The following is a 22105-nucleotide window of genomic DNA, read 5'->3' as shown; positions in this document are numbered from 1 at the left end:
CGGCTGCGTGCGCTCACGACAGCTGCTCCTCGGTCGCCCGGGCCGCCCACTGGGCGAAGCGCTCGCCCTCGGCGCGGTCTGCCTGGTAGCGGGTCAGCAGGCGCTCGACGTAGTCGGGCAGGCCGGCGCTGGTGACCTTGAGGCCGCGGACCTTGCGGCCGAAGCCGGCCTCCAGCCCGAGTGCGCCGCCCAGGTGCACCTGGTAGCCCTCGACCTGGTTGCCCTGCTCGTCGGTGACCAGCTGGCCCTTGAGGCCGATGTCGGCGACCTGGATGCGGGCGCAGGCGTTCGGGCAGCCGTTGATGTTGATGGTCAGCGGCTCGGCGAAGTCGGGCAGGCGCTGCTCCAGTTCGTCGATCAGGGTGCGGCCGCGCTCCTTGGTCTCGACGATGGCGAGCTTGCAGTACTCGATGCCGGTGCAGGCCATGGTGCCGCGGCGGAACGGCGAGGGGCTGACGCGCAGGTCGAGCGCCTCCAGGCCGGCCACCACGGACTCGACGTGCTCCTCGGCGATGTCCAGGACCAGCATCTTCTGCTCGGCCGTGGTGCGGACCCGGTCGCTGCCGTGGGCGGCGGCGAGGTCGGCGATCCGGCCGAGCAGCTTGCCGTCGACCCGGCCGACGCGGGGCGCGAAGCCGATGTAGTACTTGCCGTCCTTCTGGCGGTGGACGCCGACGTGGTCGCGCCAGCGGGCGGCGGGCTCGGCGGGCGCGGGGCCGTCGACGAGCTTGCGGCCCAGGTACTCGTCCTCCAGCACCTGACGGAACTTCTTCGCGCCCCAGTCGGCGAGCAGGAACTTCAGCCGGGCGCGGTTGCGCAGGCGCCGGTAGCCGTAGTCGCGGAAGATGCCGATGACGCCGCCGAAGACGTCGGGCACCTGCTCCAGCGGGACCCAGGCGCCGAGGCGCACGCCCAGCCGCGGGTTGGTGGACAGGCCGCCGCCGACCCACAGGTCGAAGCCGGGCCCGTGCTCGGGGTGGACCACGCCGACGAAGGCGACGTCGTTGATCTCGTGCGCCACGTCCAGCTGCGGGGAGCCGGAGATCGCGCTCTTGAACTTGCGCGGCAGGTTGGAGAATTCCTTGTTGCCGATGAAGCGCCGGTTGATCTCGTCGATGGCCGGGGTGCCGTCGATGATCTCGTCCTCGGCGACGCCGGCCACCGGGGAGCCGAGGATGACGCGCGGGGTGTCGCCGCAGGCCTCCGTGGTGGACAGGCCGACCGCCTCCAGCTTGCGCCAGATCGCCGGGACGTCCTCGATCCGGATCCAGTGGTACTGGATGTTCTGGCGGTCGGTCAGGTCGGCGGTGCCCCGCGCGTACTGCTCGGAGACCTCGGAGATCGCCCGCAGCTGGCCGACGGTCAGCCGGCCGCCGTCGATGCGCACGCGGAGCATGAAGTACTCGGCGTCCAGCTCGTGCGGCTCCAGGATCGCGGTCTTGCCGCCGTCGATCCCCTCCTTGCGCTGGGTGTAGAGGCCCCACCAGCGCATCCGGCCGCGCAGGTCGGCCGGGTCGATCGAGTCGAAGCCGCGGTGCGCGTAGATCGTCTCAATACGTGTCCGCACGTTGAGACCGTCGTCGTCCTTCTTGAACTGCTCGTTGGCGTTCAGCGGCGTGAAGTGGCCCATGCCCCACTGGCCCTCACCGCGGTGGCGGGTGACCTTGCGAGCCGCGGCGGGGCGGCGCGCGGCGGTGCGGTCGGCCGTGGGCTCGGCGGTCTCGGGGGAGGTGGCCATGGTGAAGTCCTTCTGGGCAGGTGGCGCTGGCGCCGGGTGGGTCGCGGGGCGTGCTCGACGGGGCGGTGCTGCTGTGACCTGCGGGTTTCTCAGGGCCGGGAGAGCAGTGACCGGGCCGGGCGGGCGCCTGCGCATCCGCTTCCGCGGGGGGATGGCGGTGGGGTCGGCGCCGGGTGCGGTGGTGCGGCGGGGTGGGCTCAGATCACCGGACAGATGGCGCTGGACACGCGGAGGAGATCGACGTGGAGTCGACCTACCAAGGTGGTTCCGGCGCTAGACATGGCAAGAGATTGGCACGGCGCGGGACTCGCGGTCCACTAACGTCCGAATGGTGGACGCTGGAGTTTCACCCCTCGGGACGCCGTACGGTTCCCGCCGCTCCCCGCCCGGTGCCCGCTCGGACGCCCGCACCCCGGGGAGATCAACCCCGGCCGCCCCGGCCCGATACCGTTAGCCCTGTGCAAGCAGCAGGCGATACCAGCAGACCGAACCCCGAGCGGCCCTCCCGGCGCCGGGGCAAGGGCTCCCGGCGCGCGGCCAAACGAGCCACCTGGCGCCGCACCGCGTGGGAGTTGGTGAAGGACACCACCAACACCTGCGTCGAGTACCGGGTCACCGGCCTCGCCGCGGAGGCGGCGTTCTTCACGCTGCTGTCGATCCCGCCGCTGCTGCTCGGCCTGGCCGCCACCCTCGGCTACCTCGACGAGTTCCTCGGCGCGGGCACCATCGACCGGCTGAAGCACGACATCATCTCGGCCTCCGGGACGGTGCTGTCGGACTCGTCCGTCAACGAGGTCGTCAAACCGCTGCTCAGCCAGGTCTTCGACCACACCCGGCCGGACCTGATCTCGATCGGCTTCCTGCTGTCGCTGTGGTCCGGATCCCGGGCGCTCTACATCTTCATCGACACCATCACCGTGATGTACGGGCTGGACGGCAAGCGGGGCATCGTCAAGACCCGGCTGATGTCGCTGGGCCTCTACCTCGGCGCCCTGGTGATCGCCTCCCTGGTGCTGCCGCTGCTGATGGCCGGGCCCGGGCTGGTCGAGAACGCCGTGCAGGGCCTCGCCGGGCTCGTCGGCGCCGCCTACTGGCCGGTCGCGATCCTGCTGCTGATCGTCTCCCTGACCACCCTGTACCACCTGGCCGTGCCGGTCTCCACGCCCTGGCGCGAGGACATCCCCGGTGCCCTGGTCGCCCTGGTGGTACTGGTCTTCTGCAGCGTCGGCCTGCGGCTCTACCTGGTCAGCTCGGTCGAGGGCCCCTCGGTGTACGGCTCGCTGGCGGCGCCGGTGGCCGTGCTGCTGTGGATCTTCGTGGTGGCCCTCGCGGTGCTCATCGGCGCCGCCATGAACGCCGCCATAGACCGCCGCTGGCCCACCCTGGAGACCGCCGACGCCCGCGCCGAGAACGAGCGCGCCCACGAGGAGGCGGCCGCCGCGGTGGTCCGCGAGGTCGCCGCCCGGCGGGCCGTCGAGCGGGCCCGGCGCGCCCGCGAACTGGGCCTGGCCGAGGGCGCCGAGGAGGAGTGGGGCGAGGAGGAGGTCGACGACGTCGACGCACCCGCCGAGTACCCCGAACGCTGGGCCGACGTGCTCGCCGCCGACGACCTTCGCGGCCGGCTCACCTCGCGCGGCGGCGGCCCGCACCACCGGCCCGCCCCGCCGCCGCCGGACAGCGACCGGCCGACCGGGCCGCCGCCGGAGCGGCCGGCGCCGGGCTACCCGCCGCGGCCGCCGCAGCCGCCGTGGGAGCAGCGGTAGGGGCGGGGGCGGCTGGGGCTGGGGCTCGACCGGCGGGGGCCGGGGGCGGCGGCGGCTCGACCGGCGGGGGCCGGGGACGGCTGGGCCGGACGGCAGTCGGGCCGGACGGCGGCGGGCCTCCCCGGTGGATCGGGGGAGGCCCGGCGCGCGTTCATGGACGGGTGTCGTGGTGTCAGGTGTCGGCCTGGTGCGTGGCTGGCTGCCGGGGGCGGGAGCGCCGGGTTCAGCCGTGGGTGGGCCGTTCGGCGGCCGGGAAGTGGCCGTACGAGGACTGCGGAGCCGCGGGGGTGCTGAACGGGGGCGTGCTGGCCGCGGGGGTGCTGAACGAGGGCGTGCTGGCCGCGGGGGTGCTGACCGCGGGGCGCAGCTCGGTCGGGGCGCCGGGGTCGTGGCGGCCGCCCGGAGCGGCGCCGGCCGTGGACGGCCCGGAGGCCTGGTCGGCAGCCCGGTCGGCAGCCCGGTCGGCGTCCTGACGGGGAGCCGTCCGGTCGGGGGCCGCGCCGGAGCGGCCCGCCGGGCCGGCCTGGGCCGGGAGCGGCTCCGGGCTCGGCGGGGCGGGCTCCAGGGCGGTGCGGCCCGAGGAGTCGGAGAGCTTGATCAGCAGGGCGACCATCAGCCAGTTCGCCAGCAGTGAGGAGCCGCCGGCGGCCAGGAACGGCAAGGCCTTGCCGGTCAGCGGAACCAGCCCGCTCACGCCGCCGACGACCACGAACACCTGGAGTGCCAGCGCCGCCGACAGGCCGGTGGCCAGCAGCTTGCCGAACGGGTCGGTCAGACCGACCGCGGTGCGCAGCCCGCGCTGGATCAGCAGCACGTAGACCAGCAGCACCGCCGTCACCCCGGCGAGGCCCAGCTCCTCGCCGATGGTGGTGAAGATGAAGTCGCTGCGGCCCGCGAAGCCGATCAGCCACGGCCGGCCGGAACCCAGGCCGGTGCCGGTCATGTGCCCGGTGCCGAGGCTGAACAGCGCCTCGGCGGGCTGCTCGGAGATCGCCGGGTCGTGGACCGGCTTGTAGTAGTCCAGCGGGTGCAGCCAGGCCTCGACGCGCCCGTGCACGTGCGGCTCCAGGGTCCCGACCACCCCCGCGCCGCCGACCGCCATCAGCAGGCCGAGCACCACCCAGCTGGTGCGCTCGGTCGCCACGTACAGCATCACGATGAAGACGCCGAAGAAGATCAGCGAGGTGCCCAGGTCACGCTCGAAGATCAGCACCAGCAGGCTGACCGCCCAGATCGCCAGCACCGGTCCGGCGTGCCGCCCGCGCGGCAGGGTCATCCCCCAGACCTTCCGGCCGGCCAGCGCCAACGCGTCCCGGGCGGCCATCAGGTAGCCCGCGAAGAAGATCGTGATCGCGACCTTCACGAACTCGTCCGGCTCGAAGGACAGCCCGAACAGCCGGATCCAGCGCTTGGCGCCGAAGCTGTCGCTCGGCGAGAAAACCGGCGCGGCCAGCAGGATCAGCGCCCCCGCCATCAGCAGGTAGACGTAGCGCTGGAAGAAGCGGTGGTGCTTGACGAAGACGATCAGCGCGATCGCCGCCGCCACCGACAGGAACACCCACATCAGCTGCGAAGGCGCGGCCGGGAGCTTCTGGTAGTCGCCCTTGGCGGCGTGCGCGGCCTTGTAGCTGAAGTCGAGGCGGTCCAGCAGCACGAGACCGAAGCCGGTCAGGAACACGCCGAGCGGCAGGATCAGCGGGTCCGCGTACGGCGCGAACCGCCGCACCGCCAGGTGCGCCGCCACGGCCAGCGCCCCGAGGGACAGGCCGTGCACCAGCAGTCCCGGCGGCAGCGAGCCGGTCAGCGCGAGCGAGGCGTCGATGTGTCCCGCCAGGCAGACGGCCACCGCGAGGGCCAGCAGGCCCAGTTCGATGTTGCGGTGGCGCCCGGCCAGCCGGCGGCCCTCGCCGCGTGCAGTGCTTCGCACCTCTTGTCGTCCCCTTGCTGTCAGCCGCGCGGCCGGTATCGCCGACGGTGCATCCTGCCAGACGACCGGGGGCCCGCGCCGGTTGCGGTCGGAGCCGGTGGGGACGGAACTTTGCCCGGGCAAAGCTTTGTCCACGCTCGGCAAAGCTTTGTCCAGGACGGGGTATAGAGGCGGGCCCCGCGTGTGCCCGGCCGCGGGCGGGAGGACATCATGGCCGGGCGCCGCGGCCACCGCCCGGCGGCTGTGGGCGCTTCCGGCCGGCTGCGGACGGTTGACGGCGGCTGGGGGTCGCTGCCGGCGGCCGCGGGTGGCTGTTGTGGCGGCTGCGGACCGGTACGGACGGGTGCGGACAGGATGGGCGGACGGATGGACGGCGCGGCGCTTGCGTACGGCGGACCACCTCCCTGGCAGTGGTCCGACCTGATCACCTCCTGGACCTTCGAACCGCTGGTGCCCGCGCTCTCCCTGCTGCTCGGCGGCTGGTACCTCGCCTCGGTGCGCACCGTCCACCGGTCCGGCGGACGCTGGCAGCCCACCCGCACCGTCGCCTTCCTCGGCGGGCTGCTGCTGTGGGCCTGGTGCACCTGCTGCGGCCTCGGCGTGTACGAGCGGATCCTCTTCACCGACCGCGCCGTGCAGGTCGTGCTGCTGCTCATGGTCGTCCCGCTGCTGCTGGCCCTCGGCGCACCGGTCTCCCTGCTGGTCGAATCCTCGCCGGAGCCCCGGCGCGAACGGATCCTGCGGGTGCTGCGCAGCCGGCCGTCCAAGGTGCTGATGTTCCCCGCGGTCTCCACCGCGCTGCTGATGGCACCGCCCTGGCTGCTCTACTTCACGCCCTGGTACAAGTGGTCGGTCTCCAGCGGGACGGGCAACGTGGTGCTGCACCTGGCGCTGGTGCTGCTCGGCCTGGCGTACTTCTGGCCACGACTGCAGCTCGACCCGGTCGGGCGCGAGTACCCGCACCTGGTGGGGCTGTTCATCACCTTCGCCGAGGTGATCTTCGACGCGGGCCTGGGGATCGTGCTGATCTACGGCGGCCACCTCGTCGCCGAGCACTACTACGCGGCCCTCGGACGGCCCTGGGGGCCGAGCCTGGCGCAGGACCAGACCTGGGGCGGCAACGCCTTCTGGGTGCTGGGGGACTTCGTCGGACTGCCGTTCCTCGCCGCGCTGGTGCGGCGGATGGTCGTGCAGGGGCGCGCGGAGACGAAGGCCGTGGACGCCGAACTGGACGCCCGCTTCGAGGCGGCGGCCGCGCAGGCCCGGGCGGCCGGGCTGCCGGAGGATGACGAGACCGGGATGCGGCCCTGGTGGCTGGACGACCCGAACCTCAAGCACCGGTACGGCGGCTAGCGGAGGGCGCGCCTCCCGCCCGCTGACGGTGCGTTTCCGCAGGTCAAAAATGGGTTGGCGGCCCAGGGCAGTTCCACTAGCGTGTGTCGCGTCCGGTTCGGAGGCCGTTGGGCCGTCCGAGGAGTAGAGAGCAGGAGGTGAACCCCGTGGTCGTTGTCGCCCCGATAGCTGCCCAGGGCAGCACTCGCGTTCACCTCCACTTCCCGGCCGCCGGCTGAGCCTTCCGCGCCAGCCGTAGCCCGCCGGGACCATCTCCTCCCGAAGGGCCACTGCGTTGTTCGACGCTGCCTCCGTTCCGTCGTTCTCTACTTCTTCCTCTTCCTCGCTGTCCGCTGCTGTCGGGGACGCTCCGCTGTCCGGCTACGGCTGGACGCCCGAACTCGACCAGCTCTTCGCGCCGCTCGCCGAGGCCGGGTTGCTCCCGGCCCGCATCGTCCGGATCGACCGCGGCCAGTGCGACGCCGTCCTGGTCGACCCGGAGACGGGCGGACTGCGCACCGTCCGGCTCGACACCCGGCCGGTGGGCGATGCCGACATGATCAACTGCCCGTGCACGGGCGACTGGGCCGCCGTCGACCTGCACGCCCAGCCGATGGCCGCCGTCACCGCGCTGCTGCCGCGCTCCACGGCGATCATCCGCAAGGTGGCCGGCAAGCGCTCCGACGGCCAGGTGCTCGCCGCCAACGTGGACACCGTGCTGATCGCCGCCTCGCTCGCGGCCGACCCCGACCTCGGCCGGATCGAGCGCTTCCTCGCCCTGGCCTGGGAGTCCGGCGCCGAACCGCTGGTCGTCCTCACCAAGGCCGACCTGGTCGACGACGCCGACTTCATCCGCGCCGACGTGGAGGCGGTCGCCCCCGGCGTCACGGTGCTGGTCGTCAGCGCGGAGACCGGGGAGGGCATCGACGTGCTCCGCGCCTGCGCCCCCGGCACCACCGTGGTGATCGGCCAGTCCGGCGTCGGCAAGTCCACCCTCACCAACGCGCTGGCCGGCACCGACGTGATGGTCGTCCAGGAGGCCCGCTCCGTCGACCAGAAGGGCCGCCACACCACGACCACCCGTGAGCTGATAGCCCTGCCCGGCGGTGGCGTGCTGATCGACACCCCCGGGCTGCGCGAGGTCGGTCTCTACGGTGGCGAGGGCGTGGACCTGGCCTTCGCAGACATCGCCGAACTGGCCGAGGAGTGCCGCTTCCACGACTGCAACCACCACACCGAGCCCGGCTGCGCGGTCCGGGCGGCGCTGGAGGACGGCACCCTGCCGCAGCGCCGGATGGACAGCTACCTCAAGCTCCAGCGCGAGAACGAGTGGATCGCCTCCCGCTCGGACGCCCGGGTGGCCAAGGCCCGGACGAACAGGTGGAAGACGATTACCAAGTCGATGCGGGCGGCGGGAGGGCCGGTGAAGCGCTGACCGAGCGGGTCGTGCCGGGCGGGGCCCTGGCCGGCACGACCCTCCCGTTCGGTCGGGTCGCCGGTTGATGCGGTGGTGCGGCCGCCGCCCGGTGCGGCCAGGCGCCGTCGGGTCGCCGGTTGATGCGGTTGGGCGCGGTCGGTGTGTTGCGGTGGTGCGGCCGCCGCCCGGTGCGGCCAGGGGCGGTCCGTGCGTGGTGTGCGGTCGGTGCTCGGCTTGCGCGGCCCTGTCACCCGCGTGGCATGTATGGCGCGGGGTGACCAACGGTCCGTACGTGGCGCGGGTCCGCGCGGGGCCTGCGGCGAACGGCCCGGCCCCGGCCAAGCTCGGCTCGGCTCCGTCCAGCTCGGCGCGGCTCGACCTGGCCAAGCTCGGTCCAGCTTGTCCTGGCTCGGCTCGGCTCGGCCAGGCCTGGCTTCAAGCATTGTGCGGGCGGTAAGGGGTGGGGAGGGTGGGCGGGGGGAGGGGGAGGGGGAAGCCCCCCGAACGGCAATGTCCGATTCCCGCCAGTCACCCCCCGCCCGGTGCCGCAGACTGGACAGCGTGATCGACGACGACATCCGGTACCGAGCCGTGGACAGCCGTGACTCCCGCTTCGACGGGGTGTTCTTCACGGCCGTCACCTCCACCGGCATCTACTGCCGACCGAGCTGCCCCGCCGTGACGCCCAAGCGCACCAACTGCCGCTTCTACCCCAGTGCCGCTGCCGCCCAGGGCGCGGGCTTCCGCGCCTGCCGCCGCTGCCGCCCCGATTCCGTACCGGGCTCCCCGGAGTGGAACCACCGCGCCGACCTGGTCGGCCGCGCGATGCGCCTGATCGGTGACGGCGTGGTGGACCGCGAGGGCGTCGCGGGCCTGGCCGACCGCCTCGGCTACAGCGCCCGCCAGTTGCAGCGCCAGCTCACCGCGGAGCTTGGCGCCGGCCCGATCGCCCTGGCCCGCGCCCGCCGTGCCCAGACCGCCCGACTGCTATTGCAGACCACCGAGCTGCCGGTGACCGAGATCGCGTTCGCGGCCGGCTTCGCCTCCGTCCGCCAGTTCAACGACACCGTCCGCGAGGTCTACGACCGCACGCCCACCGCCCTGCGCGCCGAGGTCGCCGCCGGCCGCCGCACCGCGACCCCGGCTGGCGGCCTGACCCTTCGCCTCGCCTACCGCGGCGCGATCGACAGCGACCACCTGATCGACTTCCTCGCCCTGCGCGCCGTCCCCGGCGTGGAGGAGGTCGTGCTCGACCCGGGCACCGGCGTGCGCACCTACCGGCGCACCCTTGCGCTCCCGTACGGCCACGGCATCGCCGAGGTCGACGGCCTCGCGCCGGGGGAGCCGCGCACCCGGGGCTGGCTCGACTGCCGTCTGTTCCTCGCCGATCTGCGCGATCTGCCGACCGCCGTGCAGCGCCTGCGCATCCTCTTCGACCTGGACGCCGACCCGGACGCCGTCGACGAGCAGCTCGGCGCCGACCCGGTGCTCGGTCCGCTGGTGCGCGAGCGCCCCGGGGTGCGCTCGCCCGGTCACGTGGACCCGCACGAACTGGCCGTGCGCGCCGTCCTCGGCCAGCAGATCACCGTGGGAGCCGCCCGTACCCTGGCGGGCCGGCTCGCCGAGAAGTACGGTGCCGCGCTGCCCGAGCCGAGCGGCGGCCTGCGGCTGCTCTTCCCCACGGCGGCGGCCCTGGCCACCGCCGACCCGGAGGACTTCGCGATGCCGGCCGCCCGCCGCCGCGCGCTCACCGGCCTGTGCGCCGCGCTGGCGGAGGGCGTGGTCCGTCTCGACACCGGGGTGGACCGTGAGGAGGCCGCGGCCCAGCTGCTGGCCCTGCCGGGCATCGGCCCCTGGACGGTGGGCTACCTGCGGATGCGGGCGCTCGCCGATCCCGACGTCTTCCTCGCGAGCGACCTCGGCGTCCGGCACGGTCTCGTCCGGCTCGGCGCCGACGGGGAGCCGAAGTCCGCCGCCCGTGCGGCCGAGGCCTGGGCCCCGTGGCGCTCCTACGCCGTCCACCGGCTGTGGGCCGGACCGGTGGTCCCCGGCCTCAGCACCAGCCCCGGCGCCACCAGCACCGGCCCCGGCCCCGGCCCCGGCCCGAGGCCCACCGCCGACCCGAGGCCCAGCCCGAGCACCAGCACTACCACCGGAACGGAGAACGACCCGGCATGAGCACCACCGTCTACACCACCATGGAGAGCCCCTTGGGCCGGCTGCTGCTCAGCGGTGTGCTGCCCGAGGACGACGGCCCGGCGGCCCTGGCCACCGTCACCGCGCCCGGCCAGAAGTACGCGTTGGCCGAGCCCGCCGACACCTGGAAGCTGGACCCCGAAGCCCTCGCCGAGGCGGTGGCCCAGCTGACCGCCTACTTCGCCGGCGAGCGCACCGCGTTCGACCTGCCGCTCGCACCGGTGGGCACCGAGTTCCGCCGCCGGATCTGGGCCGCGCTGGACGCGATCCCGTACGGCAGGACGGTCACCTACGGCCAACTCGCCGAGCTCGCCGGGCAGTCGCCGCGCATGGTCCGGGCGGTCGGCGGCGCGGTCGGCGCCAATCCGCTGCTGGTCGTCCGCCCGTGCCACCGGGTGCTGGGCGCCAACGGCGCGCTCACCGGCTTCGCCGCGGGCGTGGACCGCAAGCGCTGGCTGCTGGAGCTGGAGAGCGGCACGCTGTTCTGAACCCGGCTGCTGCTCCGAACCCGGTCCGCAGCCCGGCGGCGACCCGACCGCGGGGCGTTCCGGGCTGTTCCGGGCTGAAGACCCCGTTGGGGCAGGTGAGCAGCTGGCGGACCAACGGCCCGAGCTGCGAACGGAGTTCAGTCGCCACCCGCCCGGGAGCGCTCAGCTGCGCAGATCCACCCGCCAGTTGTTGCTGACCATGAACCGCCCGGGCGGGAACTCGAAGTCCGTCCGCCCGAGCAGGCTGAACCCGGCCTTCGCGCACACCGCGTTGGAGGCGGGGTTGTCCACCGACGGGAACGCGTGCAGGTGGCGGTGTGCGGCCTCCCGCCGGGCGGCCTCGACGGCGGCCCGGGCCGCGGCGGCGGCGATGCCCCGTCCCTGGTGCCCGGGCAGCACGTTCCACCCCATCTCGTGCACGGTCTCGCCCTCCCAGGTCCGGGTGCCGTAGCCGACCGTGCCGACCGCCTCGCCCTCGGGCAGCAGCACGATCCGGTACATGCGACCGAGGCCGGACGGGGCGAAGTCCAGGTAGCGCCGGTGCCGGTGGAGCAGCTGCTCCTCGGTCTCCGGCCCGCCGACGTGCTTCTTCATCTCCGGGGTGTTGACCCGGCGCAGCAGCGCGAGGTCGGCGTCCGTCCAGGGCTCCAGTCGAATCTGCGCGGGGGGCATGCGGGGACGTTAACGGCCCCCGGTTGCCGGGGCCACTTCTTTTGGGTGCTGGTGACCGGCGGTGTCAGCCGACCGGTTCGGCCGGTGGCGGCTGCTCGCCCGAACCGCCGGGCTGCGCCAGGGCGCGGGCCAACTGCTCCAGGGCGGGCAGGGCGTGGACGACCGCCTCGCGGTCGGCCGCGGTGAGTGCGCCCAGGGCGGTGGCGATCCGCCGCTCGTGGGCGTGCTGCCAGTCGTCCAGCTGGCGCCGTCCGGCCGGGGTGAGCGCGATCCGGGCGGTGCGCCGGTCGCCGGGATCGGCCTGGCGGTCCACGAAGCCGGCTTCCAGCAGCTTGCCGACCAGTCCGCTCACCGTGTTGGGGGCGAGCCGCTGCCGGGCGGCGAGTTCACCGACCCGCAGCGGGGCGGCGGCGAGCGTCTGCAGGAGCTCGACCTGCGCCATCGGCAGGGACTCCCACGGGTAGTCGGTGCGGATGCTGCTGCGCAGTGCGCGGCGCAACCGGGTGACGGTGTCGGTCAGCCGCCGGGCGTGCTCGACCGCCAGGTCGGGTGCTGAGGCGGCGGGCTCGGGAACGTGCGGTGACGACGGCATGGCGGACAGCGTATCGCCTGGTGCGGGGCGTTTCGGGCCTGCCGTCCGCCCCTCGGACACGGCGCGGCAGCCGGTGCGGCGGCGGGCGCGGGCGGGGTCTGACGGCGGGCGCAGCACCAGGCGCGGCACCAGGCGCGGGGGCGGGCGTGACGGCAGGGTGGCCGCGCCTGGCGGGACGCGGTGGGGCGCCCCCGCCGAGACGCCCGGGCTGAGCACGGGTGCCACGGGACGGAACGTTCACGTGGCGCGGAACGGGAGCTTCGTCGCATGACGAGCAGCTCGTAGAAGGAACATGTCTGCGTCCGATATATTTGGAATATGAACGCCACCGCTCTGGCCGCGCGCCTGCTCACCGAGCGGCCCCGCCCCCGCGGCATAGCCGGCTGGCGCCACGCCCACTGGCTGGCCGTCGGCACGGTCTGCCTCGGCGCCTTCCTCGGCCAGCTCGACGCCAGCGTCATCGCCCTGGTCTTCCCCGCCCTCGGCCGGCACTTCCACGCCGACTTCGCCGCCGTCGAGTGGGTCGCCCTCGCCTACCTGCTCGTCCTGGTCGCCCTGCTGGCCCCGATCGGCCGACTCTCCGACCTGGTCGGCCGCAAGACCATGTACATCGGCGGCTTCGCGGTCTTCGGACTGTCCTCGCTGGGCGCGGGGTTCGCCGACGGCCTGTGGATCCTGGTCGCCTGCCGAGCCGTCCAGGCCGTCGGCGCCGCGATGATGCAGGCCAACAGCGTCGCCCTGGTGGCCCGGGGCGTCCCCGAACACGCCATGCGCCGAGCGCTCGGCATCCAGGCCGCCGCCCAGGGCCTCGGACTGGCGCTCGGCCCCAGCCTCGGCGGGCTGCTGGTCGAGCACGCCTCCTGGCGGTGGGTGTTCTGGGCCAACGTGCCGATCGCGGTGTTCGGCATCCTGGCCGGCTGGTACCTGCTGCCCCGCACCCGGACCTGCGGACCGGTCACGGTCCCGCGGCCACGCGGCACCGCTGCGGCCGCCACCGTTGTCACTGCCGGGGCCGGGGCCGCCACCGGTGTCACTGCCGGGGCCATGGCAGGGGCCGGGGCTGGGGAGGAACCCCGGGCACCCCGCTTCGACCTGCCCGGCATGCTGCTGCTCACCGGCGCGACCACCGCACTGCTGCTCGCCCTCTCCACCGCCTCCGGCCTGCCGCTGCCCGGCTGGGCCGTCGCCGCCCTGCTGCTCGCCGCCGCCGTCCTGACGCTGGCCCTGGTGCGCCAGGAGCGGCGGGCCGCCCGGCCGATCCTGGCCCCGGGGCTGGTGAACACCCCGGGTGTGCGGTCCGGGCTGGTGGTCGCGCTGATCGGGTACCTGCTGCTGTTCTGCCCGCTGGTGCTGGGCCCGGTGCTGCTCACCGGCGCGGGCGTGTCGACGGCCGCCGCGGGCCTGGTGGTCACCCTGCTGCCGGCGGCCTTCGCGGTGGCCGCGACGGTCGGCGGCGGGCTGTTGCCCCGGGGCTGGTCGGACGTCGCCCGGTGCCGCTTCGGGGCCGGCCTGGCGGGGGCCGGGCTGTTGCTGTTCGCCCTGCTGCCGGTCTCCGGTGCGGCGGCGGCGGCTCCGCTGCTGGTCGCCGGGTACGGGCTGGGCCTGCTCCTGCCCGCCAACAACGCGCTGGTGATGCGGGCGATCCCGGCGGAGTGCTCGGCGGTGGGCGGCGGCATGGTGAACATGGCCCGCAGCCTCGGCACCGCGCTCGGCATGGCGCTGTCCGTCCTCGGCGTTCACCTGGCGGGCGCGGCGTCCGGTGGGCGGACGGTGCTGGTCGTCCTCGCCCTGGTCGCGGTGGCGGCCGCCGCGCTGACGAGCCAGACCCCGGCCCGGTCCCGCGAGCGCCTCAGGACGGGCTGACGCCCAGGCCGTCCGGGGCCCGGTTCGGGCCGCGCCGCACCGGCGTCTCCACGGCGCCCGCGCAGTGGTCCAACCCCGCCGCCGCGGCCGGTTCCTCGTCCGCGAGTCCGCGAACGTCCTAAGCAGGTGCTCGCCGACGCTCCGCCCCTTCGACGGACGCCCGGCGACGAACCGCGGCCGGACGGTCGGTGAAACCGGAGCGGCTCGGCGGCAGCACCCGGCAGCCTGCGGTAAGGCGGACGGCCGGGGCGCGGTGCGGGCGGTACGGGCCCGCCACCGCGCCCCGGCCGCCGGGGGCCGGAACCGGGAAGGGCGCTGTCAGGACGCGGGCACGCCGGGGGCGGCGCCGCGCTCCTTGAGCATGTCGGTCATCAGCTCCAGCTCGGAGGTCTGGGCGACCACCATCGACTGGGCGAGCCGCTTCTCGACGTCGTTCTTCGCCAGGTCCACGTAGCCCTGGGCCATCTCGACGCCACCCTTGTGGTGCTCGATCATCAGCTGCAGGTAGTACACCTCGGCGTCCCGGCCGCTGAGCGTGCGCAGCTTGGCGATCTGCGCGTTGGTGGCCATGCCGGGCATCAGCGAACCGTCGTGGGCCGCGTAGTCGTGGTCCATCTTCATCCACGCCATCGGCTTCGCGGTCGAGTGCTGGGACAGCCCCCACTGGTCGAGCCAGCCCATCATCATCCCGCGCTGGTTGGCCTGGGTGTTGATGATGTCGAAGGCCAGGGTGCGGGTCGGTTCGTCGCCGGTGCGGTCCCGGACGATGAACGACAGGTCGACCGCCTGCTGGTGGTGGGTCGCCATGTCGCGGGCGAACCCGGCCTCGGGCGAGTCGTCCGCCGGGACGGCCACCGAGGAGGTGCCGGAGGCCGACGTCCCGCTCGCCACCAGGGCCGGCACCCCGAGCGCCAGTGCGACCGCGGCGGCCAGCGCCGCCGGCCACCAGAGTCGCCGCCGGCCGCGCGCGGCGGCCGGCTCCTCCGGGGCGCCCGCGTCCACCGCGTCCACCGCGTCCACCGCGCCGGCCGAGTCCGCCGCGTCCACCGCGTCCGCCGCGCCGTCCGCCGCCCGGCCCGTCGCCGAGGCCTTTCCGGAGTGGCCTGCGTCGGCCGTCACATCTGCCCCATGGTGCAGGAGGCGCCCGGTTCCTGGGTCTGCTTGCCCTGGACGTACTTGGTGAAGAACTGGTTCACCCGCGGGTCGGAGGCGCTGTCCACGATCAGCTGGGTGCTCCAGGCGTTCAGCGTGATGGTGCCCTGCTCGTCCGGGTACGGGCTCATCAGCGAGTAGGGGGTGGTCTTGACCTTGTCGGAGAGGATCTTGATGTCCTCCGGGGTGGCCTTGCCGTTGTAGGTCACCCAGACCGCGCCGTGCTCCAGCGAGTGGACGGCGCGCTCGTTCTCGACCGGCTGGTCGTAGACGTGGCCCATGCAGTCGAGCCAGATCGCGTTGTGGTCGCCGCCGACCGGCGGGGTCATCGGGTAGTTGACCTTGTCCTTGACGTGGTTGCGGCTCAGGTCGCCGAAGGTCTTCACGCCCGGGATGTCCGCGTTGGCGGCGGCCTCCTTGTCCTTCTTCTTCTGGTTCTGGTCCATGACGATCCACGTGCCGGTGGCGATCGCGCCGATCACCAGCACACCGGCCGCCACCGAGGCGACGATCTTGTTGCGACGGTCGCGGCGCTGCTCGGCGGCGCGCAGTTCGGCGATCCGGGCGCGGCGGTCGGCGGTGCCCTTGTTGGACTGCTTGGAGGCGGAACCCATGACGGTTGTCCTTGTCCCCGCCGCGCACGGTCGTGGCGGCGGACGGCTGAGGTGGAGTGGGGAGGCGGATCCGCCGACGGGAGCCGTCGGCGGCGGGTTCCGCTCAGGACCGGTGGACCTGGAGCTCGTGGAGATCGGGCGCCGGGTGCGGGCCGTCCAGCAGTCCCGCGGGCACCACTCGGGGCAGCGCCTCGGGCGCCGGAGCGGCGAGCGGCGAGACGGCGGGTTGCGGCTGCGGGGGCGGGTTCGGCAGCTGTGCGTCCTGCGGACAGAACGGATGGCTGGAGCAGCCGTTGTTGCGCGGCGGCTGGCCGTCGGCGGTGCACAGGATCCAGTGGTCCTGCTCCGCGGCGAGCTGCTGCTTCTGGCCGGACGCCTTGGCGGTGTGGCCGGTGCGTCCGGAGTGCGCAGCGGGGGCGGTGGCCTGCGCCGCGCTGACCACCGAGACGGCGACCGCCGGGGCCGGCGCGGTACGGGCGGGACCGTCCGCCGCACTCGACTGCCCCGCGCAGGGCAGCGCGGTGAGCAGGGCGACCAGCAGCAGGACCAACAGCGCACCAGCCGGGCGGCCCGCCGGTGCGGCCCTCCCCGGTCGGGGTGAGCTGGGGGCCGACGCGGTCATGCGGACATTTAATCAGCCGAACGGGTGAAGCGATGCCCCTCCTTGACCCCCATGTTCCGCGGCCCCTGACCTGCAATGACCAGGAAACGCCCTGCTCGGGGCACATCCGGCAAGCACGGACGGAACGGAACCGAACACCGAGGTGACGGGCCTGCCGCAGCCCCGTCGCCGCCGCTTCACCACCCCGCCGCGCCCTGACCGCGCCCTGACCGCGCCCCGGCTGCGCGCCGCTCGCGCGCCGGCGAAGCGGCTGGTGGGACGGCTGACGGGAGGTGGTGGCCGGGATGATCTGCTCGCTGACCGGTTGTCGCCGAAACCCGGACAGCGTCGTTGCACTCGGAGACAATGACGCCAGTTCGGCCCCGTCGGGGGCGGCGCGACCACGGACCCACCAGGAGCCGCCAGATGAGCAAGCAGGGTGCACCCGCACAGCCGCCCCGGCCGGGCGACGGCTGGTGGGACACGGTCTACGACGGCCCGGCGGGCACCCTCCCCGACACCCCACACGCCGACCCGGGCAGCGGCAGCGTGGACGACTGGTTCGACACGGCGGTCGGGCTGATCGGGCAGCAGCGCACGGCGTCGCCGGAGCCGGAGCCGGAGCCGGAGCAGGAACAGGAGCCGGAGGCCGTCGAGGAGCCCGCGCCTGCGGTTGAGCCCGCGCCTGAGCCCGCGCCCGCGCGGGACAGCATCGACGACTGGTTCGACACCGCGGTCGGCGTGATCGAGGGAACCGGAGCGGGCGAAGGCACCGAGCAGATCGGGCGCCAGCGCACCTCGACGGAGACCCACCAGTTCCCCGCCCCCTCCTTCGCCACCGATGCGCCCCGGCCGGAACCCACGCCCGACCCCGACCCCGACCCCGAACCCGAGCCCCACCGCGAGCCCGAACTCGAGCAGCCGGAACCCGAGACGCCGTCCAGCCCGATCTCGCTGGACAAGCCCGCCCCGGCCCCCGCCATCGACCCGACGCCCGAACCCGAGGCGGCAGCCTCCGAAGCCGGGCCCAAGCCCGAACCCGCCCCCCAGCCCCCGGCGCCCGCACCCACCGCCGGCCCCGAACCCGACCCCGAGCCCGACCTCCAACCCGAACCCGAACCCGTGCCGGAACCCGACCCCGAACCCGCGCCCACCGCCCCCGACCCCCGGCTGGCCCTCCGGACCCCGCGCGCCGGGAGCGGACCCACCGTCCCGCACGTCGGCGAGCGCCCCCCGACCTACGGGCCCGAGCCGACCGCCGTACCGGAGGCCGATCCGAACGCGCTCGGCATGATCGTCCCCGACACCGCGCTGGAGGGCGCCCACTACGGCAACACCGTCCTGCGCGCCGTCTCCGTCCGGGGCGACTCGGCCCGCTACCGGGGCGAACCGCGCCGCGACAGCCTGCTGGTGACCAGGTTCGGCGACGGCCCCAACGGACTGCTGCTCGCCGTCCTCGCGGGCTTCGACCGCACGGGCGAGGCCGAGGACGGGGTGCTCACCGCGCAGGCCGTGGCCACCGCCACCGCCGAAGCCTGCCGCCAGCTCGCCGCCGCGATCGGCCGCAGCCGGCCGGGCCTGGCCGCCGACCTGCGCGACGGCGCCCGGGACCGGCTGCGCTACGGCCTCCAGCGCCTGGCGACCAGCGCCGCCGCGCCGTTGCGCGCACTGGCGCCCCGGGCCGAGGAGGAACAGGGAGCCTCCCCGGCCGCCCTGCACTGCCTGCTGGTGTCCCTGGACCCGGCAGCGGGCTACCGCGCGGCCTTCGGCGTCGGACCGGGCGGCCTCTACCTGCTGCGTGCCGGCCACTGGATCGACGCCTACGCGGCCCGGCTGCTCCACCACCCGGACGGCCAGCCGCCGGTGCCGGACGCCCCGCTGCCCGACCCGCGCCCCTTCCGCTTCCGCCTCGTCCCCGCCACCCCCGGCGACATCCTCCTGCTCTGCGCCCCGGGCCTGGCCGCGCCGATCGCGGAGGAGCCCGCCGTCGCCCACTTCCTGTCCTCCCACTGGGCCCACCCCCACCCCCCGGGAACGGTCGACTTCCTGCGCCAGGTCCAGGTCCGCGCCAAGGGCTACGCCGACGACCGCACAGCCGCCGCCATCTGGACCGAGTAACGCGGCGCCCCGCAACCCCAGAAGCCGCCCCGTCCGACTTCTGGCAGCGGAACGAGCACGCGGACTCCGACAGGCACGACCCTCCGTCCGTATCACCGGCCCGCTTCGAACCCCCCTCCGCCGCCGACCCGCACCGCCCCACACCTGCAGACCCCGGGCTTCAGACCGCGTTTGAGATCTGCCGTGTCCCATGGCTGGCGGGGTTGTTGAGCTTTCGTGAGCGGTGTCGGGGGTGGGTACCCGTCAGACCTGACGGGTGAGCAGCGGTCGCCAGTGGAGCCGTTGCTGCCGCCGGCGCGGGTGGGTCCGAAGGGCGGTCGGCGGGAGAAGCATCCGCGCCGGCGGACCGCGGCGAGCATCCAGGACCGCGACGGCGCGAAGCGGCCGTTGCCGTGGACCAGGCTCGATCACCCCGGCACCAAGAACATCTGGGCCGACCAGGGCTTCGCCGGCCGCCTGGTCGAATGGGCCGCCAAGATCCTCGGTCGCGACTGGAGATCGTCCGCAAGGAACCTGGCCCGCGCGGCTTCCAGGTCCAGCCCAAGCGGTGGGCGGTAGAGCGCACCTTCTTGTGGCTCACCGCCCACCGCCGCCTCGCCCGCGACTACGGGACCAGCCCAGCCCACCCCGAAACCATGATCCGCTGGGCCGTGATCGGCATCATGGTCCGCCGGCTCACGCGCAACGCGCCGGCATCCCGGCCCGGACTCCGGCCACTTGCCCGCATCTCGGTGAGCTGACCGGACGCGTCGGTTCGCAGCGGGACCTTCAGCCCGCAGTGTCCTCGAACAGCTTGGCCTCCATCGCACGTAGGTCATCGTCGCCGAGTAGCGGAGCGGTCCAGCCGTTGCTCCGGGCATGCGCGATGAAGCGCGGGTCGAGCGCCACATGGTGACGCTCGACGTAGTGGGCCAGGTCCGAGGACCAGAGCCAGCACCCGTCAGTCAGCAGGTGCAAGCCGCCGATCACGTCGCCCTCGGAACTGAGAACGTCGCGCACGAGCGTGGTCGTGGCGGCAAGGACCGTACCGGCGCGCAGGTACCTGACCAACTCGCGGGCGTCCGCCGGCCCCTGGGCGCGAACAGCAGACCGGAGCGACGGCCCGTCCGGCCTGCCGTGCTCGAGCTCTTGGAAGTCGCCGACGAAAGGGAACACCTCATCGATCACCCGCAGAGGCTAGAGCACGTAGGCGTCGCGATCGACCGAGATCTCGAACGCGGTCTCACACCTGCAGACCCCGGTGCGAGACCCGTGGAGCCGACCGCGGCACGCGGCTGCCCGCACTGCTGGCAGCCGATCGCCACCGTGTGCCTCGCTTGATCGACTCCACCAACTCGCCGAGGTGGACACGGATTTACCCGGATCGGGTGAGCGGCGTGGCGACACGCCGAGCGCCCGGCCGCCGGGCTGCCAGGATCGGGGCCTCGACCAGCCCGACCCCACCCGCAGCCTGCCGCCCGGCACCGCTGCCACCCGAGCACGCCCGCCACCGGGCGGCCGACCCGGCATGTGCCGTGCGCCGGCCGCCCGGTGAGCCGGCCTGCCCCGCACTCGCCGCCGAACCCGGGAGCAACGTGACCGAGACCAGCCAGGCCCCCACCGGGGCAGCCGACACCCGGCCCGACACCGAACCGCAGGAGCACGACGAGGAACTGCGGTACCAGTTCCCCGGCGACAAGCGCCAGGACGTCGGCAGGTCCATCTCCAGCACCACCATGGTCCGCCGCCTACCCCACCTGATCCGCCGCGCCCTTGCCCTCGCCTGGCAGGCCGACCGCCGCTCCACCCTGCTCCTGCTCCTCGCCCAGGCGGCTTCCGGCGTGTTCGGCGCGCTCGCCCTCTACGCCACCACCGGCACCCTCGCCGCGCTGCTGCGCCCCGGCCCCGTCACCGCTCACCTGCGCGCCGCCGCACCGTCCTTGACGCTGCTCACCGCCTCCGTCGCGCTGCGCGCAGGCCTGGGCATCGCCGTGACGACGCTGGCCGGCCGGGTCGGGCCGCGGGTCAACCGGGACGCTGACCTCAAGCTGATCGAGGCCGGGTGCTCGGCCGAACTCGCCGCCTACGACCAGCCCTCGTACAACGAGAGCTGGGAGGCGGCCGACCGCGGCGCGGCGACCACCCCCGACCTGCTCGGCTCCGCCCAGGACGTCATCGCCTCCACCGTCTCCCTGATCGCCGCCGCCGGCGTCCTGACCACCCTCAACCCGTGGCTGCTGCCGTTCCTGCTGCTCGGCTCGATCCCCGCCGGGCTCGCCGCCGTCCGCACCGCCCGCATCCACTACCTCGCCGCCGTCACCACCAACGACGAACGGGCCGCGCTGCGGATCTACCGCTGGCACCTGATCGACAAGCAGCGGGCCGACCAGGTCCGCTCCGACCAGGTCCTGCCGTTCATGATGGCCATGTACCGCAAGGCCGAGGCCCGGATCGTCGCGGTCACCGACAAGGCCGGCACCGACGCGGCCCGGGTCTCCCTGCTCGCCGCCCTGGCCAGCGGCGTCGGAGCCGCACTGATGTGGGGCGCCCTGCTGTACCTGGTCTCCAGCGGCCGCATCGGCCTGGCTGCCGCCGGCTCCGCCACGTTCGCGCTGCGCACTGCGGCCGGCGGCGTGCAGGGCATGGTCGGCCACGGCGCACGCCTCTACCGCATGGGCCTGTACCTCGACGACTTCTTCTCGTTCCTCGACGAGGCCGGCGGGCACCGCATCGCCCGCGGCGAGATCGTGCCCGGCCCGCCGAAGACGATCGAGGTCACCGGCCTCACCTACTGCTACCCCGGCGAGCAGCAGGAACCGGCACTGCGCGGCGTCGACCTGACCCTCCACCAGGGCGAGGTCGTCGCGGTGATCGGCCAGAACGGCTCCGGCAAGTCCACCCTCCTCAAGCTGCTCTCCGGCCTGTACCTGCCGCAGGACGGCGGCGGCCGGATCCTCTGGAACGGCATCCCGATCGAGGACCTGGATGCGGACGGTCTGTTCCGCCAGGTCGCCCGGGTGCCGCAGGAGTTCGCCCGGTGGCCGCTGCCCGCTCACGCGAACATCCATCTCGGCCACCACGACGGCGATCCCGGCGAGGCGGTCCGGAACGCGGCGGCGCTGACCGGGTTCGACGAGGTCGTGTCCCGGCTCCGTTCGGGCTGGCGGACCCTCCTCGCCCAGGGCTGGCAGGGCGGCGCCGAGCTGTCCGGCGGCGGCTGGCAGCGCGCCGCCGTCGCCCGGGCGTTCTACCGCACCCGCCGCCGGCCCGGCTTGCTGATCCTCGACGAGCCGACCTCCGACCTCGACCCCCGTGCCGAACACCGCATCCTGCACGCCCTGCACGACCTCGCCCAGGACCGCATCACCCTGCTGGTCACCCACAACCTGGCCAACGCCAGGCTCGCCGACCGGATCGTCGTCATGGACCAGGGCCGCATCGTCCAGACCGGCACCTGGGACGAACTGGCCCGACAGCCCGGCGGCCTGTTCCGCGAACTCCTCGACCTCCAGCAGGACCGCACCCTCCCCGCGCAGCGCACCGCTGCCGAGTAACTCCCCGGCCGTCTTCCCGCGGTGGGTGGAGGCCGGATCCGACCAGCGCCCGGGGAGGCCGGTCAGCCGGCTGGTGCGCGGGAAGTCGGCCCGGCCGAC

The 22105-nt window shown here is 74.1% G+C and carries 17 protein-coding genes; 8 read left to right on the top strand and 9 right to left on the bottom strand.

Annotated elements, in window-relative coordinates:
- Positions 1 to 13: 13 nt before the first annotated feature.
- Together ABT247_RS10175 and ABT247_RS10170 are read right to left on the bottom strand one after the other, a co-directional pair.
- Entirely contained in the window at positions 14 to 1738 is a 1725-nt protein-coding gene (locus ABT247_RS10175) for a nitrite/sulfite reductase (RefSeq protein WP_350740875.1), read from the bottom strand.
- A gap of 197 nt (positions 1739 to 1935) precedes the next feature.
- Positions 1936 to 2019 (bottom strand): putative leader peptide, encoded by an 84-nt coding sequence (locus ABT247_RS10170; protein ID WP_317621159.1) that lies wholly within the window; start codon positions 2017 to 2019, stop codon positions 1936 to 1938.
- A gap of 177 nt (positions 2020 to 2196) precedes the next feature.
- On the opposite strand from ABT247_RS10170, the gene ABT247_RS10165 reads away from it, so the two are divergent.
- Positions 2197 to 3501 (top strand): YihY/virulence factor BrkB family protein, encoded by a 1305-nt coding sequence (locus tag ABT247_RS10165; protein WP_350740873.1) that lies wholly within the window; start codon positions 2197 to 2199, stop codon positions 3499 to 3501.
- Positions 3502 to 3724: 223 nt separating this feature from the next.
- Here the strand turns inward: ABT247_RS10165 and ABT247_RS10160 are convergent, their stop codons facing one another.
- A complete protein-coding gene (locus ABT247_RS10160) occupies positions 3725 to 5428 on the bottom strand; it encodes an FtsW/RodA/SpoVE family cell cycle protein (RefSeq protein WP_350740871.1) in 1704 nt (567 codons plus the stop codon).
- A 366-nt stretch (positions 5429 to 5794) separates the two neighbouring features.
- Here ABT247_RS10160 and ABT247_RS10155 point away from each other — a divergent pair, with 366 nt between their 5' ends.
- From ABT247_RS10155 to ABT247_RS10140, 4 genes are all read left to right on the top strand, one after another.
- Positions 5795 to 6781 carry a cytochrome c oxidase assembly protein gene (locus ABT247_RS10155; RefSeq protein WP_350740869.1) on the top strand — a complete coding sequence of 329 codons (987 nt, stop codon included), beginning with the start codon at positions 5795 to 5797 and terminating at the stop codon, positions 6779 to 6781.
- 274 nt (positions 6782 to 7055) lie between these two features.
- Positions 7056 to 8195, top strand: coding sequence for a ribosome small subunit-dependent GTPase A (gene rsgA, locus ABT247_RS10150; RefSeq protein ID WP_350740867.1), 1140 nt, complete (start codon positions 7056 to 7058; stop codon positions 8193 to 8195).
- A 543-nt stretch (positions 8196 to 8738) separates the two neighbouring features.
- Positions 8739 to 10355, top strand: coding sequence for a DNA-3-methyladenine glycosylase 2 family protein (locus tag ABT247_RS10145; RefSeq protein ID WP_502892423.1), 1617 nt, complete (start codon positions 8739 to 8741; stop codon positions 10353 to 10355).
- Positions 10352 to 10861 carry a methylated-DNA--[protein]-cysteine S-methyltransferase gene (locus tag ABT247_RS10140; RefSeq protein WP_350740863.1) on the top strand — a complete coding sequence of 170 codons (510 nt, stop codon included), beginning with the start codon at positions 10352 to 10354 and terminating at the stop codon, positions 10859 to 10861. The genes ABT247_RS10145 and ABT247_RS10140 overlap by 4 nt, the downstream gene beginning before the upstream one ends.
- Positions 10862 to 11023: 162 nt before the next feature.
- Here the strand turns inward: ABT247_RS10140 and ABT247_RS10135 are convergent, their stop codons facing one another.
- The gene (locus tag ABT247_RS10135) at positions 11024 to 11533 is read right to left on the bottom strand and encodes a GNAT family N-acetyltransferase (protein ID WP_350740861.1); all 510 of its coding nucleotides are present in this window, start codon (positions 11531 to 11533) and stop codon (positions 11024 to 11026) included.
- A gap of 64 nt (positions 11534 to 11597) precedes the next feature.
- Complete coding sequence (locus tag ABT247_RS10130; protein ID WP_350740859.1) at positions 11598 to 12125, bottom strand: MarR family winged helix-turn-helix transcriptional regulator; 528 nt, start codon at positions 12123 to 12125, stop codon at positions 11598 to 11600.
- A gap of 318 nt (positions 12126 to 12443) precedes the next feature.
- Between ABT247_RS10130 and ABT247_RS10125 the strand changes: the two genes are divergently transcribed.
- Positions 12444 to 13988, top strand: a complete 1545-nt coding sequence (locus tag ABT247_RS10125; protein ID WP_350740857.1) for an MFS transporter — start codon at positions 12444 to 12446, stop codon at positions 13986 to 13988.
- A 318-nt stretch (positions 13989 to 14306) separates the two neighbouring features.
- On the opposite strand, the gene ABT247_RS10120 is transcribed toward ABT247_RS10125, so the two are convergent.
- The 3 genes from ABT247_RS10120 to ABT247_RS10110 all read right to left on the bottom strand — a co-directional run bounded on the left by ABT247_RS10120 (position 14307) and on the right by ABT247_RS10110 (position 16376).
- Positions 14307 to 15107: a DUF305 domain-containing protein gene (locus ABT247_RS10120; protein ID WP_350740855.1), complete on the bottom strand. Its 801-nt coding sequence runs from the start codon at positions 15105 to 15107 to the stop codon at positions 14307 to 14309.
- Positions 15104 to 15754: a thioredoxin-like domain-containing protein gene (locus tag ABT247_RS10115; protein WP_350740853.1), complete on the bottom strand. Its 651-nt coding sequence runs from the start codon at positions 15752 to 15754 to the stop codon at positions 15104 to 15106. Before ABT247_RS10115 ends, ABT247_RS10120 begins: the two co-directional genes overlap by 4 nt.
- A 103-nt stretch (positions 15755 to 15857) precedes the next feature.
- The gene (locus ABT247_RS10110) at positions 15858 to 16376 is read right to left on the bottom strand and encodes a hypothetical protein (protein ID WP_350740851.1); all 519 of its coding nucleotides are present in this window, start codon (positions 16374 to 16376) and stop codon (positions 15858 to 15860) included.
- Positions 16377 to 16781: 405 nt separating this feature from the next.
- On the opposite strand from ABT247_RS10110, the gene ABT247_RS10105 reads away from it, so the two are divergent.
- The gene (locus ABT247_RS10105) at positions 16782 to 18473 is read left to right on the top strand and encodes a PP2C family serine/threonine-protein phosphatase (protein ID WP_350740849.1); all 1692 of its coding nucleotides are present in this window, start codon (positions 16782 to 16784) and stop codon (positions 18471 to 18473) included.
- A 768-nt stretch (positions 18474 to 19241) separates the two neighbouring features.
- On the opposite strand, the gene ABT247_RS10100 is transcribed toward ABT247_RS10105, so the two are convergent.
- A complete protein-coding gene (locus ABT247_RS10100; RefSeq protein WP_350740847.1) occupies positions 19242 to 19640 on the bottom strand; it encodes a hypothetical protein in 399 nt (132 codons plus the stop codon).
- A 407-nt stretch (positions 19641 to 20047) separates the two neighbouring features.
- Between ABT247_RS10100 and ABT247_RS10095 the strand changes: the two genes are divergently transcribed.
- Positions 20048 to 22006, top strand: a complete 1959-nt coding sequence (locus ABT247_RS10095) for an ATP-binding cassette domain-containing protein (RefSeq protein WP_350740845.1) — start codon at positions 20048 to 20050, stop codon at positions 22004 to 22006.
- The last annotated feature ends 99 nt before the right edge of the window (positions 22007 to 22105 follow it).

This window comes from Kitasatospora sp. NPDC001539 (assembly GCF_040298565.1).
Taxonomy (GTDB): domain Bacteria; phylum Actinomycetota; class Actinomycetes; order Streptomycetales; family Streptomycetaceae; genus Kitasatospora.
The sequence above is the reverse complement of the archived record's forward strand: the minus strand, read 5'-3'. Positions and strand labels throughout refer to the sequence as shown.